This window comes from Kitasatospora herbaricolor, from assembly GCF_030813695.1.
Taxonomy (GTDB): domain Bacteria; phylum Actinomycetota; class Actinomycetes; order Streptomycetales; family Streptomycetaceae; genus Kitasatospora; species Kitasatospora herbaricolor.
This window is the reverse complement of the sequence record NZ_JAUSVA010000002.1, coordinates 7,777,114-7,793,799: the sequence shown is the minus strand read 5'-3', so window position 1 is coordinate 7,793,799 and position 16,686 is coordinate 7,777,114. Positions and strand designations below refer to the sequence as shown.

General features: G+C 74.3%; 11 protein-coding genes. 10 read left to right on the top strand and 1 reads right to left on the bottom strand.

The annotated features are described in order from the left end of the window. Positions 1-198 precede the first annotated feature (198 nt). From J2S46_RS33875 to J2S46_RS33865, 3 genes are all read left to right on the top strand, one after another. Positions 199-1,140, top strand: coding sequence for a polyphosphate kinase 2 family protein (locus tag J2S46_RS33875; protein WP_191290180.1), 942 nt, complete (start codon positions 199-201; stop codon positions 1,138-1,140). A 112-nt stretch (positions 1,141-1,252) separates the two neighbouring features. After that, a complete protein-coding gene (locus J2S46_RS33870; RefSeq protein ID WP_191290179.1) occupies positions 1,253-3,976 on the top strand; it encodes a cation-translocating P-type ATPase in 2,724 nt (907 codons plus the stop codon). Between the two features lie 108 nt (positions 3,977-4,084). Next, the gene (locus tag J2S46_RS33865; RefSeq protein ID WP_268255692.1) at positions 4,085-4,813 is read left to right on the top strand and encodes a DUF5995 family protein; all 729 of its coding nucleotides are present in this window, start codon (positions 4,085-4,087) and stop codon (positions 4,811-4,813) included. 64 nt (positions 4,814-4,877) lie between these two features. Here the strand turns inward: J2S46_RS33865 and J2S46_RS33860 are convergent, their stop codons facing one another. Next, a complete protein-coding gene (locus tag J2S46_RS33860) occupies positions 4,878-6,341 on the bottom strand; it encodes a GuaB1 family IMP dehydrogenase-related protein (RefSeq protein WP_191290178.1) in 1,464 nt (487 codons plus the stop codon). Positions 6,342-6,708: 367 nt separating this feature from the next. Here J2S46_RS33860 and J2S46_RS33855 point away from each other — a divergent pair, with 367 nt between their 5' ends. The 7 genes from J2S46_RS33855 (at position 6,709) to J2S46_RS33825 (ending at position 16,673) form a co-directional block, all read left to right on the top strand. Then, on the top strand, positions 6,709-8,241 hold the full coding sequence (locus J2S46_RS33855; RefSeq protein WP_229912736.1) for a hypothetical protein: 1,533 nt from the start codon (positions 6,709-6,711) through the stop codon (positions 8,239-8,241). Continuing rightward, the gene (locus tag J2S46_RS33850; RefSeq protein WP_191290177.1) at positions 8,238-9,410 is read left to right on the top strand and encodes an ARPP-2 domain-containing protein; all 1,173 of its coding nucleotides are present in this window, start codon (positions 8,238-8,240) and stop codon (positions 9,408-9,410) included. The genes J2S46_RS33855 and J2S46_RS33850 overlap by 4 nt, the downstream gene beginning before the upstream one ends. Before the next feature lie 63 nt (positions 9,411-9,473). After that, positions 9,474-10,598, top strand: coding sequence for an ADP-ribosylglycohydrolase family protein (locus J2S46_RS33845; RefSeq protein WP_191290176.1), 1,125 nt, complete (start codon positions 9,474-9,476; stop codon positions 10,596-10,598). Positions 10,599-10,726: 128 nt separating this feature from the next. Continuing rightward, positions 10,727-11,116, top strand: coding sequence for an SseB family protein (locus tag J2S46_RS33840; RefSeq protein ID WP_229912735.1), 390 nt, complete (start codon positions 10,727-10,729; stop codon positions 11,114-11,116). Beyond that, positions 11,116-11,751: a type VII secretion target gene (locus tag J2S46_RS33835; RefSeq protein ID WP_191290175.1), complete on the top strand. Its 636-nt coding sequence runs from the start codon at positions 11,116-11,118 to the stop codon at positions 11,749-11,751. The genes J2S46_RS33840 and J2S46_RS33835 overlap by 1 nt, the downstream gene beginning before the upstream one ends. Further along, the gene (locus J2S46_RS33830; protein ID WP_191290174.1) at positions 11,751-13,934 is read left to right on the top strand and encodes a putative T7SS-secreted protein; all 2,184 of its coding nucleotides are present in this window, start codon (positions 11,751-11,753) and stop codon (positions 13,932-13,934) included. The genes J2S46_RS33835 and J2S46_RS33830 overlap by 1 nt, the downstream gene beginning before the upstream one ends. A gap of 15 nt (positions 13,935-13,949) precedes the next feature. Further along, positions 13,950-16,673 carry a hypothetical protein gene (locus J2S46_RS33825; RefSeq protein ID WP_191290173.1) on the top strand — a complete coding sequence of 908 codons (2,724 nt, stop codon included), beginning with the start codon at positions 13,950-13,952 and terminating at the stop codon, positions 16,671-16,673. Positions 16,674-16,686 lie beyond the last annotated feature (13 nt).

Here is a 16,686-nt window from a genome sequence, read left to right as displayed (position 1 = left end):
CCCGCGGGCCGAGTTGCGGGGCCGGGCCCGGGCCCGCAGGCTCGGATCCAGACCCGGGCAAGGGGCTCCGCCGCACGACGGGCGGCCCGTGGCGGAGCCCGGCCGCCCCGGGCACGAACGGCTGCGGCCGCACCGGGCACGAACGGCTGCGAGGGCTGCGGCGGCCCCGCCCGCGCACGTCAGGAAGGCTGGTCCCGGATGGCAGGCAAACAGGCCCGGCGGATCGCGAAGTTCATCGAGCCGCTGCGGGTGGAACCCGGCTCCCGGGTGGACCTGAGCGACTTCGACCCCCGCTACAAGGCCGGGATGAAGAAGCGGGACGGCGTCCGGCTGCTGGAGAGCGGCGTGGAGCTGCTGGCCGAGTACCAGGCCCGGCTGGCCGCCCAGGACACCTACGGCGTCCTGTTCTGCCTTCAGGCGATGGACGCCGGGGGCAAGGACGGCACCATCCGGCACGTCATGAGCGGGGTGAATCCGCAGGGGGTGCACGTCAGCAGCTTCAAGGTGCCCTCCACCGAGGAGCTCGACCACGACTACCTCTGGCGGTACGCGCGCCGGCTGCCGGCCCGCGGGGACATCGCGATCTTCAACCGCTCGCACTACGAGGAGGTCCTCGTGGTGCGGGTGCACCCGGAGGTGCTGGACCGTCAGCGGATCCCGGACGCCGCCCACGGGTCCGCCCTCTGGGACCGCCGCTACCGGGAGATCAACGACTGGGAGCGCCACCTCACCGACAACGGCTTCAAGGTGGTGAAGGTCTTCCTGAACCTCTCCAAGGAGGAGCAGCGCACCCGGTTCCTGAAGCGGATCGACCTCCCGGAGAAGAACTGGAAGTTCTCCGGCGCCGACGTCCGCGAGCGCAAGTACTGGGACGACTACCAGGAGGCCTTCTCCGAGATGCTCTCGGCCACCAGCACCCCGTGGGCGCCCTGGTACGTGGTGCCGGCGGACCGGAAGTGGTTCGCGCGCATCTGCGCGGCGGCCGTGCTCGCCCACACCCTGATCGAGATCGACCCCCGGTACCCGGTGGTCGACGAGGAGGCGCGCCAGGACCTGCTGGCCGCCAAGCGCCGGCTGAAGAAGGAGGCCCCGAAGGGCGCGCCCGCCGACCCGTACGCGGCCCGGCACGACCTGGGCTGACGTCGGGGGCGGTGCGCGGGGGCGATCGGCGGGCGGGGGACGGCGGTGGCGGACGGAGCGGGATCGGCGGGCGGGCGGCGGCAGGGAAACCTGGGGAACGGAGACAGCGGAGATGGCAGTCGAAGCAGGCCCGACCGGGCCGCAGCAGGGCGAGCGGCCGGACTGGTACGCACGCTCCCCCGAGGACGTCGCGCACCTGCTGGGGGTCGACCCGGAGACCGGCCTCACGGGCGCCCGGGTGGCCGAGCGGCGGGCGGCCCACGGCCCCAACGCCCTGCCCGAGGAGCAGCCCCGGCCGGCGCTGCTGCGCTTCCTGGACCAGTACCGCAGCTACATGCAGATCATCCTGGTGGCGGCGGCCGTGGTGTCGTTCGCCATCGCGCAGTGGAGCACCGCGATCCTGCTGGTCGCGCTGACCCTGCTGAACGCGGTGGTCGGCCTGCGGCAGGAGGGCAAGGCCGCCAGCGCGATGAACGCGCTGAAGTCGATGATGAAGAACACCGCCCGGGTCCGCCGCGACGGCGCCGAGTCGGAGATCCCGGCCGAGGAGCTGGTACCGGGCGACGTCGTGCTGGTCACGGCCGGGGACCAGGTGCCGGCCGACGGGCGGATCGTCCGGGCCAGTGCCCTGCAGATCGACGAGTCGGCGCTGACCGGCGAGAGCACCCCCGCCGGCAAGGACACCGCGGTGCCGCCCGGCGCGAAGCTCGGGCCGGGCGACCAGACGGACATGGCGTTCATGAACACCCCGGTCACCCACGGCAGCGGGGTGCTGATCGTCACCGGCACCGGCGCGGACACCGAACTCGGCCGGATCTCCGGCATGCTGTCCGCCACCGCGAAGGAGGAGTCGCCGCTCACCCGGGAGCTGAACAACCTGACCCTGTGGATCGCGGGCGCGGCCGGCCTGACGATGATCGTGATGTTCGCCCTGGGCCGCAGCCGCGGCCAGGCCTGGGACACGCTGTTCATCGCGGCGGTCTCGCTGGCCATCGCGGCGATCCCGGAGGCGCTGCCGACCGTGACCCAGGTGATCCTCTCGGTGGGCAGCCTCAACCTGGCCGAGCGGAACGCGATCGTCAAGGAACTGCCGTCGGTGGAGACGCTGGGCTTCACCTCGGCGATCAACTCCGACAAGACCGGCACCCTGACGATGAACCAGGTGACGGTGGTGGAGGTGATCAGCCCGACCGACCGGTACACCGTCTCGGGCACCGGCTACGGCCTGGACGGGCGGATCCACCACGCGGCGGGCTCCGCCGCGGGCATCGAGGACAGCATCCTGCCCTTCCTGGTGGCCGGCGACGCCACCCTGGTCGACGGCACGGTGGTCGGCGACCCGACCGAGGGCGCGCTGCTCGTGCTGGGCCACAAGGCCGGGCTGGACGTGGAGGGCACCCGCGGGCGGATGCCGCGGCTCGCCACCCTGCCGTTCGACCCGGGCTACAAGCTGATGGCCACCTTCCACTCCGCGAAGGACGACGCGGGCCGTCCGGTGGTGCGCTGCTTCGTCAAGGGCGCGGCGCCCGCCGTCATGTCCCGCGCCGTCAGCGCGCTGGCGGCCGGCGAGACCGTCCCCTGGGAGGGCGAGCTGAGCCGTCGGGCCCAGGAGCAGGTGGAGCGGATGGGCGGCGAGGGCCGCCGGGTGATGGCGGCGGCCGCCCGCGACCTCGATCCCGCCGACTTCGACCCGGAGGGCGACCTGCTCGCCCTGGTCACCGGGCTGCGGATGACCGGCCTGGTGGGCATGGTCGACCCGCCCCGGGCCGAGTCCAAGGCCGCCGTGGCCAGTGCCCAGGACGCCCACATCAGGGTGCGGATGGTCACCGGTGACGACGTCACCACCGGCGCCGCGATCGCCCGGCAGCTCGGGATCCCCGGCGAGGCCGTGCTGGGCGCCGACTTCGCCGCCTGGCCGGAGCAGGAGCAGCGGGCGCGGATCGAGGGCATCGGGGTGGTGGGGCGGGTCGCGCCGGAGCACAAGGTGCTGCTCGCCGACACGCTGAAGAAGAACGGCGAGGTGGTGGCGATGACCGGGGACGGCGTCAACGACGCACCGGCCATCAAGGCCGCCGACATCGGCATCGCCATGGGCAGCGGTACCGACGTGGCGAAGAACGCCGCCCGGATGATCCTCTCCGACGACAACTTCGCCACCATCGTGTTCGCGGTGAAGGAGGGCCGCAAGCTCTACGACAACCTCACCAAGTACGTCCGGTTCGTCCTGCTGCTGCTGGTCACCTTCGTGCTGACCTTCCTCGGCGCCACGCTCTTCAACATCGCCGCCGGGGAGCCCTTCCCGCCGCCGCAGGTGCTCTGGATCCACTTCGTGGTGAACGCCCCGTTCGGCTTCGCGCTCGGCTTCGACCAGGAGAGCCCGGGACTGATGCGGCGCACGCCGCGGCCGCGCGGCGAGTCGGTGCTGACCCGGCCGCTGCTGACCACCGTCGGCCTGGCCGGCCTGGCGCTGACCGTCCTGCTGCTGGCGCTGATCAAACTCGGCGAGAACCACTTCGGCAGCGTGCACGTCGGCAGTTCGATGGCGTTCACCGCCTTCGCCCTCTGCCTGATCGTGGCAGCGTTCGAGTGCCGCAGCGAGACGGAGTCGGCGCTGCGGACGACGACCTTCGACAGCAAGCAGATGAACCTGGCGGCGCTGTCGGAGTTCCTGCTCGCCGTGCTGGTGACGCAGCTGGACGGGTTCCGGCGGATCCTCGGCACGGCGGAGATCAACCTCCGCCAGTTCGGGTGGGCGCTGCTCGCGGCGGTGGTCTTCCTGGCGCTGTGGGAGCTCGGCAAGGCGCTGGCCCGCCGGGGGCGGACCGCCGCGGTGTGAGCCGCCCGCCCTCGCCCGGGGGCGGATTCCGCGCGGCGGGGCCGCCACCGCCGCCCTGCGGCCTATCATCGGACGATCCGCCCGGTCCGCCGTGAGAGGACGCCCGCCGTGACGATCAGTGACTCCCTGACGGTCGACCAGGCCGTCGACCGGATGCGGGCCCTGCGGGACGTGCTCCCCGCCACGGACGGCGTCGCCGTCTTCAACCGCATGTACCTGACCGTCACCGAGCTGGTCCGCGACCGCCTGACGGCCGGGTACTTCGAGGACCCGGCGGCCATGGCCGCCCTCGACGCCCTGTTCGCCGGCCGCTACCTGCGGGCGGTCGACGCGGCCGCCGCCGGTACCCGCCCGCCCGCCTGCTGGCGGCCGCTCTTCGAGCTGCGCGGGCACCCGGGGATCCACCCGCTGCAGTTCGCGTTGGCCGGGATGAACGCCCACATCGAGCACGACCTCCCGCTCGCCGTCCTGGACACCTGCCGCGCGCTCGGCCGCCGGCCGGCCGAGCTGGCCGCCGACTACCGGCGGATCAACGACCTGCTGGCGCAGGTGGAGGACGAGGTCCGGGACTCGCTGCTGCCCGGCCCGGACGAGCTGCCGCTCGCCGACCCGCTGCTGCACGTGATCGGCGTCTGGAGCATCGACCGGGCCCGCGAGGCCGCCTGGGCGAGCGTGCTGGCGCTCTGGGAGCTGCGGCCGGTGCCGTTCGCCTACGCGGCGGTGAGCTCCGCGCTGGACGGCTCGGTGGGGATGGTCTGCCGGGCGCTGCTCACCCCGCTCGACGGGCGGACGCGGGCCGGCCGGCCCCCCGCCGTGGGGAGCCGGCCGGCCGGTTGAACGTTCCGCCCGCCCCGGACGGCCCGTCCGCCTGCCGGGGGCCGGGCCGTCCGGTCGCGGAGGATCAGGCCCAGCTGGAGTGCAGCGGCTTGCCCTCGGCGTAGCCGGCCGCGCTCTGGATGCCGACCACGGCCTTCTGGTGGAACTCCTCCAGGCTGTTGGCGCCCGCGTAGGTGCAGGAGCTGCGCACGCCCGCGACGATCGAGTCGATCAGGTCCTCGACGCCCGGACGGGCCGGGTCGAGGAACATCCGCGAGGTGGAGATGCCCTCCTCGAAGAGCGCCTTGCGGGCGCGGTCGTAGGCCGACTCCTCCGAGGTCCGGTTGCGCACGGCGCGCGCCGAGGCCATCCCGAAGCTCTCCTTGTACTGGCGGCCGTCCGCGGTGGTCTGCAGGTCGCCGGGCGACTCGTAGGTACCGGCGAACCAGGAACCGACCATCACGTTGGAGGCGCCGGCGGCCAGCGCCATCGCCACGTCACGCGGGTGGCGGACACCGCCGTCCGCCCAGACGTGCTTGCCCAGGCGGCGGGCCTCGGCGGCGCACTCCAGCACGGCGGAGAACTGCGGCCGGCCCACGCCGGTCATCATCCGGGTGGTGCACATGGCGCCGGGGCCGACACCGACCTTGAGGATGTCCGCGCCGGCCTCCACCAGGTCGCGGACGCCCGCGGCGGAGACCACGTTGCCGGCCACGATCGGGATCTGCGGGTCCAGCCCGCGGACCGCGCGCAGCGCGCTGATCATCGACTCCTGGTGGCCGTGCGCGGTGTCGACGATCAGCACGTCGGCGCCGGCCTCGATCAGGGCCTTGGCCTTGCCCGCGACATCGCCGTTGATACCGACGGTGGCGGCCACCCGGAGCCTGCCGGCGGCGTCCACGGCCGGGGTGTAGAGGGTGGCGCGCAGGGCGTTCTTGCGGGTCAGGATGCCGACCAGGCGGCCGTCCGCGTCGACCACGGGGGCGAGCTTGCGGTGGCCCTCGTTGAGCTTCTCGAACGCGGCGCGGGGGTCGATGCCGTCCTCCAGCAGCAGCAGATCACGGGACATGACCTCGCTCAGGCTGGTGAAGCGGTCCACGCCGTGGCAGTCGGAGTCGGTGACCACGCCGACCGGCTTGCCGTCCTCGACCACGACCAGCGCGTTGTGGGCGCGCTTGGGCAACAGGGAGAGCGCGTCGGCCACGGTCGCGCCGGGCTCCAGGGTGATCGCGGTGTCGTGCACCAGGTGGCGCTGCTTGACCCAGCCGATGACGTCGGCGATGACCTCGGTCGGGATGTCCTGCGGGATCGCGACCAGCCCGCCGCGGCGGGCCACCGTCTCGGCCATCCGGCGCCCGGCGATGGCGGTCATGTTGGCGACGACCAGCGGGATGGTGGTGCCCGTCCCGTCGTTCGAGGACAGGTCGACACCCTGCCGGGAGCCCACGGCGGAGCGGCTGGGGACCATGAACACGTCGTCGTACGTGAGGTCGTACGGCACCGAATTGCGGTCGTCGTAGCTGCCGGTCTGGGGGTTCAAGAAGCGCATGAAGAAGGCTCTCTGGCTTTGGGAGGGTACACCTCGGGTGCGGTAAGGGCCGGCCGGCCGAGCGCACTCGGGCGCCCCGCACCCAACCGTCAATAGTTGCCGATACCCCGTACGAACGCCAGTTCACACGTCATTCCTGAAGATCCGCACAAGCCCCCGCCCGGCGCCGCCGTTCCGCATTGGAGGAACCTACGAATGGCATGCCCCGAAAATGGCCGGACGCCAGGTCAGGCCCTCTGCTAGGGTCGCCGGGCCGGCCGCGGGACTCCGGCGCGACTTCCGGAATATGCCTTGCAACGCAATAGTTCGCAGTTCGCGCCCCCATTCCCCGGCCGGCCTCCGCACCGAAACAGGGGGACGGTCACCGATGGCCACCGAGGAATCCTTCGGCGACCTCGTCGCCGCCGACGACGTCCTGCTCTTCGTGAACGCCGCGATCACCGCGACCGGGCAGCGCGAATTCCACTCCGAGGCCGGCGAGCAGCGCCTCTCGCTGGACTTCCTGCACTCCTACATCCTCGGCAACTACCGCGACCTGTACGCGGCGGTGCTCGCCCTGGACGTCAACGACCACAACGCCGCCCTGATCGTCCGGGGCCTGCTGGCCACCGCCGGCGAGGCCACCGCCGCGCAGCGCCGCTCGGAGGGCCGACTGATCGCGCGCCGGCTCGCCCTGCTCCCGCCGCAGCGGGTCTACCGGCTGATCCGCGACCTGCGCCGGGCCAAGGTCAACAACCGGCGCACCCGGGCGATCCTCCGCGACTGGCTCGCCGCCCGGCCCGACCCCGCCCTGGACGCGGTCAAGTACCGCGCCGGGCTCAAGCTCGCCCTGCGGCACACCCACCTCGCCCCGCCCGGCGAGGAGCTCGGCGACTTCCTGTTCCGGCCGGCCCGGCAGCGCGCGTTCGCGACCCCGCTGCTGGACAGCTGGCGCCGCGCCCACTACCAGCAGTCCGCCCTCTACGAACTGCCCCACAGCGTCGCCGAGGGCTTCGCCGCCAAGCACGGCATCACCCGCGGCGCCTACCTGGAGAAGATCGCGCCGCGGATGACCCGGCGGGAGCAGCTGCGCCTCCAGGAGTCCGGCCGGCGGCACGGGGCCGAGGCCGTCCGGGCCGACCTCGGCCGGATGCCGCTGACCCGGCTCGCCGGCTACGTCCTCGGCCTGGCGACGGCCGACCGGGTGCGGCGCCGGACCGAACTCACCGAGGCCCTGCGCACCGCCGCCCGGCGGGCCGCCGGCCCCCACCGGGGCAGCTGGGGGCGGGTCGCCGCCGTGCTGGACGACAGCTTCTCCGCCACCGGCTCCGGCCAGAAGCGCCGCCGCCCGCTGACGGCCGCGCTGGCCTGCCACTTCCTGCTGGAGGCGCTCGCCGCCGAGTACACCCCGCTGTGGACCTCCGGCCGCACCGACGTCCTGCTCGTCCACCCGCTCGGGCCGACCCCGCTCGGTCTGCGGATCGTGGACGCGCTGGACACCGCGCCCGACCGCCTGCTGATCGTCTCCGACGGCTGGGACAACGCGCCGCCGGGCCTCGCCGCCGAAGTGCTGCGGATCTGGCGCACCCGGCTCGACCCCGCGGGCCGGACCAGCATCGTCCACCTGAACCCGGTCTACGACGCCGATGACTTCGACGTCCGCCGGCTGGCCCCGACCGTGCCCACGGCCGGCCTGCGCGACGCGGAGGACCTGCCCACCCTGGTCGGGCTGGCCCGCTTCGCCGAGGGGCGCACCGGCCTGCCCGAGCTGACCGCCTACCTGGACGAGCGGACCCGCGCCTTCCTGGACGCGGCCCCGCCCGCCGGCCCGACCGTCCCCACCCCCGCACCCGCACCCGCACCCGCACCCGCACCCGCCCAGGAGCCGCTCCCCCGGCCCGTCCCCGAGGACGCCCGATGAACCCCCAGGTGACGACCGCGCTGGACCTCACCGGCCTGCGGACCGGGCCCTCCCAGCTCTGGGGCGCCGTCCGGCTGGTCCCGCTGCTGCGGGACCAGCCGGTCGCCGGCCTGCGCCTGCACCGGCGCGCGCTGGGCGAGGAGCACGGCGTCGTCCAGGTCGACCCGCGCACCACCTACCACTCCTACCTCCCGCACGCCTTCGTCGCCGACCGGACCGGCGACGGCACCCCGGTGGCCACCTACGGGACCCACCTCACCGACGGCGGCCCGGCCGAACGGCCGCCCACGAGCGTCCCGCTGCGGTTCCACCACCGGCTCGCCAAGCGCGAGGGCCGCGCCCGGGTGCGCTTCCTGCCCCAGCACCTCGCCCTGGAGGGGTACCTCAGCCTGCACTTCGGCGGCCCGTCGGTGCTCTGGGAGGAATGGTCGCAGCGGGCCGTCCGGCAGGGCCTCTCCCCCCGCGCCGAGGAGGCCTGGACGGGCGCGCGGGTCCGCGGCCTGGGGGACGCGCTACGGCTGTTCGAGATCCACCCCGGGCAGTGCGGCCTGCTGCTGTACCTAGGGGACGCGCTGGCCGCGGCCTTCGCCGTCCCGCACCCCGAGGACTACCGGGCCCTGCACCCCACCCTCGTCCAGGACCTCTACGGCGAACAGGTCCACCACTACGCCACCCTGATGCCGCCGCTGCCCGACTTCCGCGCCCGGATCGCGGGCACCGGCATCCGCTCGGTCGCCGACCTGCGGGCGGCGGCCCGGGGCCAGGAGGAGGAGTGGGCCGGGTTCCACGACTCCACCATGGCGGCCGGCCTGCTCGGCCCGGCCTACACCTTCCGCACCGTCCGCCGGCTCGGCCCCTTCACGCTCAGCCGCTTCCTGCCCGGCTTCCGCCGGCGGGAGGAGAACCACATCGGCGAGACCATCACCGACGAGGCCGGGCGGACGGCCTACCTGAAGACCTTCCGGCTGTCCGAGAAGCAGGTCCGCCGCGGCCACCTGCTCGACCGGCTGGCCGGGCACGACTGGCACCTGGCCCGGACGGCGGCCGACCTCGGCATCGACGAGGCGCAGCTCGGCCTGCGACTGGAGTCGGCGGGCTTCGGCGCCCTGCTGCGCCAGGACGTCCTGGACGGCTACCGCCGGCAGGCCCGGGCGGCAGAGGTGCGCTGAGCACCCGGCCGGGCCCGTCCGGGCTGCCGCCTACCATGGCCACTGATCGATCGTCAAAGGGGGATGACCGTGCAGTACCTGCCCTGGGACCAGCTGACGGCCTACCGCGCCCGGGTCCGCGGCTGCCTGCTCGGCGGGGCGATCGGGGACGCCCTCGGCTTCCCGGTCGAAGGGCTCGCCATGCCGGGGATCGAGGCCCGGTACGGGGAGACCGGCATCACCGGGCTGGTGCCCGACCGCGACGGCGTGACCGGCCGGATCAGCGACGACACCCAGATGACCCTCTTCACCGCCGAGGGCCGGCTGCGCGGCTACGCCCGGGCCATGTCCAGGGGCATCGGCGGGGCGGAGGTCGTCCTGGTGCAGCAGGCGTACCTGCGCTGGCAGGAGACCCAGGACCACGAGGATCCGCCGCCCCGGTACGACCTCCGGCACCGGAGCGGCCGGCTGCGGGAGGAACGCTGGCTGTACGCCCGGCGCGCGCCCGGGCTGGCCTGCCGCTCCGGCCTGCGCCAGAACCACGTCCCGGACGCGCGAAGCGCGATCGACGGCAGGCCGGGGCCGGTCAACCCGGACTCGAAGGGGTGCGGCACGGTGATGCGCTCGGCCCCCTTCGGTTTCACCGACGAGGGCCCGACGGCCTCCTTCGAACTCGCCGCCCGCTGCGCGCAGATCACCCACGGCCACCCGACCGGCTACTACGCGGCCGGCGCCTTCGCCGCGATGATCAGCCACCTGCTGACCGGGGAGGGGCTGGAGTCAGCCGTCCTCAGGAGCATGGAACTTCTCGCCCGCTACCCCGGCCACGAGGAGACCACCGGCGCCCTGCGCAGGGCCGTCGACCTCGCCCGCGGCGGGCCGGCCTCCCCCCTGGCGGTGGAGAGCCTCGGCGGCGGCTGGATCGCCGAGGAGGCCCTGGCCATCGCCGTGTACGCGGCCCTGGCCCGCACCGACCGCTGGAAGAACCGCACCCCGATCGAGTCGGCGTTCCTGACCGCCGTCAACCACTCCGGCGACAGCGACTCCACCGGCTCGATCTGCGGCAACCTGCTGGGCGCCCACTACGGCGACGTACTGCTCCCGGCGCACTGGCTGAAGGAGATCGAGGGCCGGGCCGTGATCGCCGCGCTCGCCGACGACTTCGCCGCCGAGGTCCACCCCGGCGAGCAACGGCCCTGGGAGCACTGACCGCGGGAGCACTGATCGCGGGGTCCTGACCGCGGCAGCACCGCCCGGCCCGGCCGCGGGTTCTCCGGTGCGACCCCGCCGGGTGATCGAGTACCTTCTCCCTTCGAAAGAACATCGGGGGGCGAGTGGTGAACGCGGGTCTGACGCACCAGGTGCGCATGCTGCACGCCGGGGCGGGTGATCCCGGCATCGTGCTGGCCGCGTTCCGCTCCGGCGTCGTGTTCGTGCCGCGGGACGCGGACGGCCGGGTGTGGACCGGGGACGAGGGCGGGATCCGCTGGATCTGGGCCTTCAGCACCGAGGCGGCGCTGGTCGCGTTCGCCCGGGCGCGCGGCCACCGGGGCCCGGAGCTGGACTGGTTGACGGTCCGGGGTTCGCGGCTGCTGGACGTCGCGGTGCCCGCCGTCGGCGTCCCCTGCGGAGTGGCACTGGACGTGGGGAGCGCGCAGCCGATGCTGTTCCCGCCGGTACGGGGGATCGTGCCGGACGCGGTCGCGCTGGACGGGGAGGAGAACTGATGGCGGACTTCCAGGTCGATCCGGAGGCCCTGAAGCTGACGGCCAAGGGCATCAACGACGCGATCGGCGAGCTGAAGAAGGTCGGCATCGCCGAAGGCGCGGTGGTGGGCCGGGGCTTCACCGATCTCGAACTGACCGGAGGGCAGATCGGCTCCCCCGGCTGCAAGTCGGCCTTCGACGAGTTCTGCGAACGCTGGGGGGTGATGGTGCGCGGGCTGGTCCAGCAGGGCAACGAGATCGCCGAGAAGCTCGACCTGTCCGCCGGGATCTACCACGACCACGAGCAGTACGTCTCCGGTGCGCTGAAGGACGCGGTCAGTGCCGCGATGGGCAACCCCAACCTGACGCAGGACCAGGTCGAGGGCCGTTCCTGGAGTCAGACCCTGTCGGACAACCCGTACACCCAGGTCCGGGACGCCGACTACTCGGCGAAGTCCTTCGAGGAGGGGGCGCTGCACTCCGCCGCCACCTGGAAGGGCGTGGAGGCGGACCTGCTGGAGCACAACATCATGCTCGACCAGGTCGGCGACGAGGAGTGGAACAAGGAGCACGCGGCCAAGGCCAAGGCGATGTCGGACGCCCTCAACCAGCGCTTCGACACCTACACCCAGCAGCAGCAGGCGGGCGGCCACTGATGGGCGGCTTCCTCAGCGACGTCAAGAGCTTCGCCGGCGACTTCGTCAGTGTGAACGCGCACGCGGTCGGCGGCGCGCTGGACTTCGTCGGGCTGGAGGACGCGGGCCGGGCCGTCGACAGGTGGGGCGACGGCATCGCCGAGGACCTCGGGGCGGACGTCGGCGAGCTCGATCTCGGCGAGAGCGACGACCCGAAGCAGCTCATCCACGGCGACGTGAAGGCGATCGGCGAGAGCGCCCAGCACCTGCAGAAGTTCGCGCTCGCCTTCGAGGAGGTCGCCGGCGGGCTGAGCCGGATGGACTCCGAGCACTGGCAGGGCAAGGCCGCCGACGCCTTCCGCAAGAAGTTCGCCACCCAGCCCACCGCCTGGCGGGTCACCGCCGACGCCTGCGAGGCCGCCGCGAAGGCCCTGACGGCGCTGGCCGCCACCCTGACCTGGGCCCAGGAACAGGCGCAGCAGGCCATCGACCTGTACGAGAAGGCCGAGCAGGCGACCAAGGACGGCCAGGCGGCGTACAACCACCAGGCGGACGAGTACAACCGGGCCGTCAAGGCGTACAACGCGGCCTCCGACGCCGGGCAGAGCCCCACCGCGCCCACGAAGCCGGCGCCGTTCCAGGACCCGGGCGCGGCCGGGCGCAAGCAGGCCGCGGAGGTGCTGCTGGCGGCCCGCAAGCAGCGGGTGAGCGCCGCCGGCACGGCCGAGCAGGCGATCAGGGCGGCGACCGGCGCCGCCCCCGAGGCGCCCGGGCTGATGGACCGGATCGGGAACGCCCTGGTCGACGCACCCGACGTGATCGCGGGCAGCGCGCTGCACCTGGAGGGCGGGTTCCTCAAGGGCGGCGCCGACCTGCTGAAGTTCGCGCGCGGCGTGAACCCCTTCGACGTGTACAACATGACCCACCCCGCGCTGTACCTGGACCACCTGAACTCCGTCGCCGGGGGCCTGGCCTACACCGCCAACCACCCCACCGAACTGGCCAAGGCCCTGGTCGGCTCCGGCTGGGGATCCGACCCGGCCGAGGCCGGCGGCAAGACCCTGTTCAACCTGCTCTCCGGCCTGGCCACCGGCGGCGGCAGCGAGGCGGCGGCGGTCACCGAGCGGGTGGCGGTCAACGCCCTGGAGCGGGCGGGCCAGCGCACCGCCGTCAACGCGGCCGAGCGCGGCGTGGCGCAGGTGGCCGAGAACGCCGGGCAGCGGGCCGTGGCCGGCCTGGGCGAGCACCCCTTCGTACCGCGCGTGGAGCCGGTCGTACCGAAGGTGGAGCCGGGCGGGCTGCCGGACGGCTGGACGGTCAAGCCCGCCGAGGGCCCCAAGCTGGACGCCGCTCCCGTGCACGAGCCGGCCCCGGCCGCGCACACGCCCGAGCCGGCGGCGCCTCAGCATCCGCACGTGCCCGAGCAGTCGGCGCCCGAGCCCCACCACGTCGAGCCGCACCACGCGGAACCCCAGCACGCCGAAGCCCCCTCCCACCAACCCGAAGCCCCGTCCCACCAGCCCGAGCCCGCCTCCTCCGGGCCGAACTACCACTCCGACGACAACGGCCCGCTGGCCACGATCACCCGGAACCGGGAGCTCGAGGACCTGGGGGTCGCCGAGCGGGACATCGCCCAGCAGGGACGGACCTTCGAGGACGACGCGGCCAGGGAGTACGGCGCCAAGACCTGGAACGAGACGGCCGACAACCTCCCGCCGGAGCAACGCAAGGCCGTGGAGAACTACACCTTGGACTCGGAGACCGCCCCCAAGGGCCAGTCCTACCAGGACATCAACAGATCCCTGCGGGACGAGATCCCGCGGACCTCGCAGATCGACCACCAGGTCGCCGAGCTCGACAAAGCCCTGCAGGCGCACCCCGTACCGGAGGACATCGTGGTCACCAGGGGCACCGACCTGCGCCACCTCGACATCGCCGACCCCGAGGATCTGGTCGGCAGGACCATCACCGAGAAGGGCTACATGTCCACCTCGCTGGGCGACCTGCCGGCGATGTACCAGGGCAAGGACGCGATCCTGCACCTGAGCGTGCCCGGCGGAACCCCGGGACTCTGGGTGGAGAACGTCGGCGCGATGGGGGCCGCCGAACGGGAGCTCCTGCTCGGTCGGAACCTGGACTGGAAGGCCACAAAGGTCGTCAAAGTCGGCAATCAGTACCATGTTTTCGGCGAAATCCTGGGATGACGGAATGAGTGACCGTTGAGCGACAACGACTGGAACAACGAGCGCCTCAACGAGGACCTCCGGTTCACGGTGGTGTCGTCGCCGCCCCGCTACGCGTCCGAGACCGAGCACCCCGTCGAGTACGTCGCGGCGGTGACTCCCGAAGGGGAGGTCACCGGCTACCTCTGGTGGTCCGACATCGACGGGGCGGCCGCGTTCGCACGACGGCTGGCGGTGGCCAGTTGGAACGCCGGCTCCTTCTGGTACGGCAAGCTGCTGGAGGCCAAGGCAAACGGTCTCCAGCCGTCCGAGGCCGTGCGCCGGCTCCTGGCGGAGCCGGGGTCGGCCTCGTCCGGACGGCTCGACCCCGGCTCGCGGGCCGTCAGCCCGCTCCCGGCCCTGACCGAACTGGCCGCCAAGGGCTGGCAGCCCCCGGCCGACCGGATCAAGCCGCGCGGCTGGCGCCCCGACCCGCCCCTCGACCCCGGGCAGTCGGAGCGCGCCCACGCCGCGGGCGGCTGGCTCTACCGGACCGATCCGGGGTACGACCCGGCCGGCCAGGTCCCGCCGCGGGCGGTCGCCGGAGCCTGGGAGGTCAGCCCAGGCGGCCGGGTTCTGCGGTTCTGGCACAACCCGGAGTACGGCACGACCCCCGCACGGGTGGCACCCGCCGGGGCGGGCGCCCCGGTGCCGCCGCTTCACGCCGGCCGGCGCCCGGCCGGCCGGGCCCTGCTCGGCTGGCTGGAGGACCCGCTGGCTCCCCGGTTCTGCCGGCTGGCCGGCTCCTCCGGCAGCGGCCGCACCCACCTGCTCTCCTGGCTGGCCGCCGCCGCGCCCCCGGACAACCCGCGGGCCGACCGCCGCGTCCACGCGGTGCTGCCCGCCGAAGGACTGACGGTCCGTAGCGCCACCTGGCTGCTGGCCGCGCGGCTCGGGCTCGTCGCCAGGACGCCCGCCGAACTGATGGCGGCCCTTCAGGACGGCGTGCCCCGGACCGTGGTGGTCACCGACCTGGACCGGGCCGGCGGCACGCTGCTGCCCGGCGCGGCGGAGCGGATCGCCGTCGAACTGCTCACCCCGCTGCTCCAGGTGCCCTGGCTGCGGCTGCTGGTGGAGTCCGGCTCCGGCACGCAGGCCGCGACCGCGCTGGGCACGGCCGCACCCGCCGGCGCCGTGCTCGACCTGGACGACCCCCGCTGGACCGATCCGGACCGCTTCGCCTCCTGGTGCGCCGGGCTCGGCGGCACCCCGGTGGCCGCCGGGCAGGTCAACCCGAGCCCCGGTCTGGCCCGGCTGGCCGCCCGTACCCCGGCCACGGTGCTCGACCCCGGGGCGTCGCCCGCCGACCGGGCGTCCGCCCTGGCCGCAGCCTGGTGGACCGCGCTGCCGGAGGAACTGCGCCCGGCCGTCCGGGCGCTCGCCGCCGGCCCGGTCACCGCCGGGCTGTGGGCCGCCCTGCCGGGGGTCGGCGGACCGGACGCCGTCCGCCGGGCGGCCGAGCTGGTGCCCGCGCCGGCCGACGGCGGGGCCTGGCGGCTCCAGCCGGACGAGCTCGCGGCCAGGGTGGCCGCCGGCTCCCCCGCCGTGGGCCACGCCGGGCTGGTCCGGAGCATCGCGGACGGCGTCCCCCGGCTGGCCACCGGCCGGCCCGACCTGGCGCAGGCCGGTCCCGAGCGGCTCGGGGCGCTCCTGCGGCACGCCGTGCCCGCGGGCATCGCCGGCCAGCTACTGGCCGACCCCGAGTTCCTGGTGCACGCGGACCCGGCGGCGGTCACCGCCGCCTTCGAACACGCCGAGGCCGCCGGCGACCCACCGGGCGCCCTGGCCGAGGCCTGGCAGCTCGCCTGCCCGGCGTGCGCGGCCGGCACTCCGCCCGAGCGGGCCGCCGCCCTGCACGCCTGGCTGGCGGGCCGGGACGAGGAGGCCGCCGCGCGGTGCGCCGCCCTGTCCGGGCAGACCTGGACGGCCCGCTGGTCGTACCGTCGGGCCAACGGACAGGTACGCCGGACGACGCTCGGCCACGGCCGCTACGCCGGCCGGCTCGCGGTGGCCGTCAACGGCGTCCTGCGCCACCTCGACCCGGCGACCGGCCGGGACGCCGCGAAGACCGACCCGGTCCGGCTGCCCTCGTTCCCCTCCGTCGCCATGCTCAGCGGCGCGGACGGCTCCTACTACCTGCTGCGGGCCGACGGCGTGGTCACCGAGCTCCCCCTGCCCGGCGGCTTTGGCAACAGCCTGTCCCGCGCCCTCGACTGGGCCACCCGCAACTTCGCCGACGGCGTGACCGCGCTGGCGACCCGGGGCGAGCAGGACGAGCCGGCGCTGGTCGCCGTGGGCGACGGCGGCGGGCGGCTGCACTGCTTCGGCACCGACGGCGGGCCGGTGCTCTCGCCGGACGAGCCGCTCCACCGGGGCGCCGTCACGGCCGTCGGCCTCGCCGTCTCCAGCGACGGTGGGTTCGCGCTGAGCGGCGGCCGGGACGGCCGGGTGTGGGGCTGGGCGCACGCGGCCGGACGGGCGCCTGAGCTGGTCGACGAGCACCCCTGCCCGGTCACCGCGGTGGCCGCCGCCGGCACCGCCCGGGGCCCGGTGACCGTCGCCGCCTGGTCCGACGGCCTGGTCCGGATCCGTCGGCCGGACACCTCCGGCCCGGCCCTGGACCTGCGCCTCGGCGGCCCGGCCCGCTCGGTCACCGTCGACCCGGAGGGCCTGGTCTGCCTGGCGCTCCCCAAGGGCGTCGTCGCGCTGGACCTCGACTGACGGCGGCCCCGGC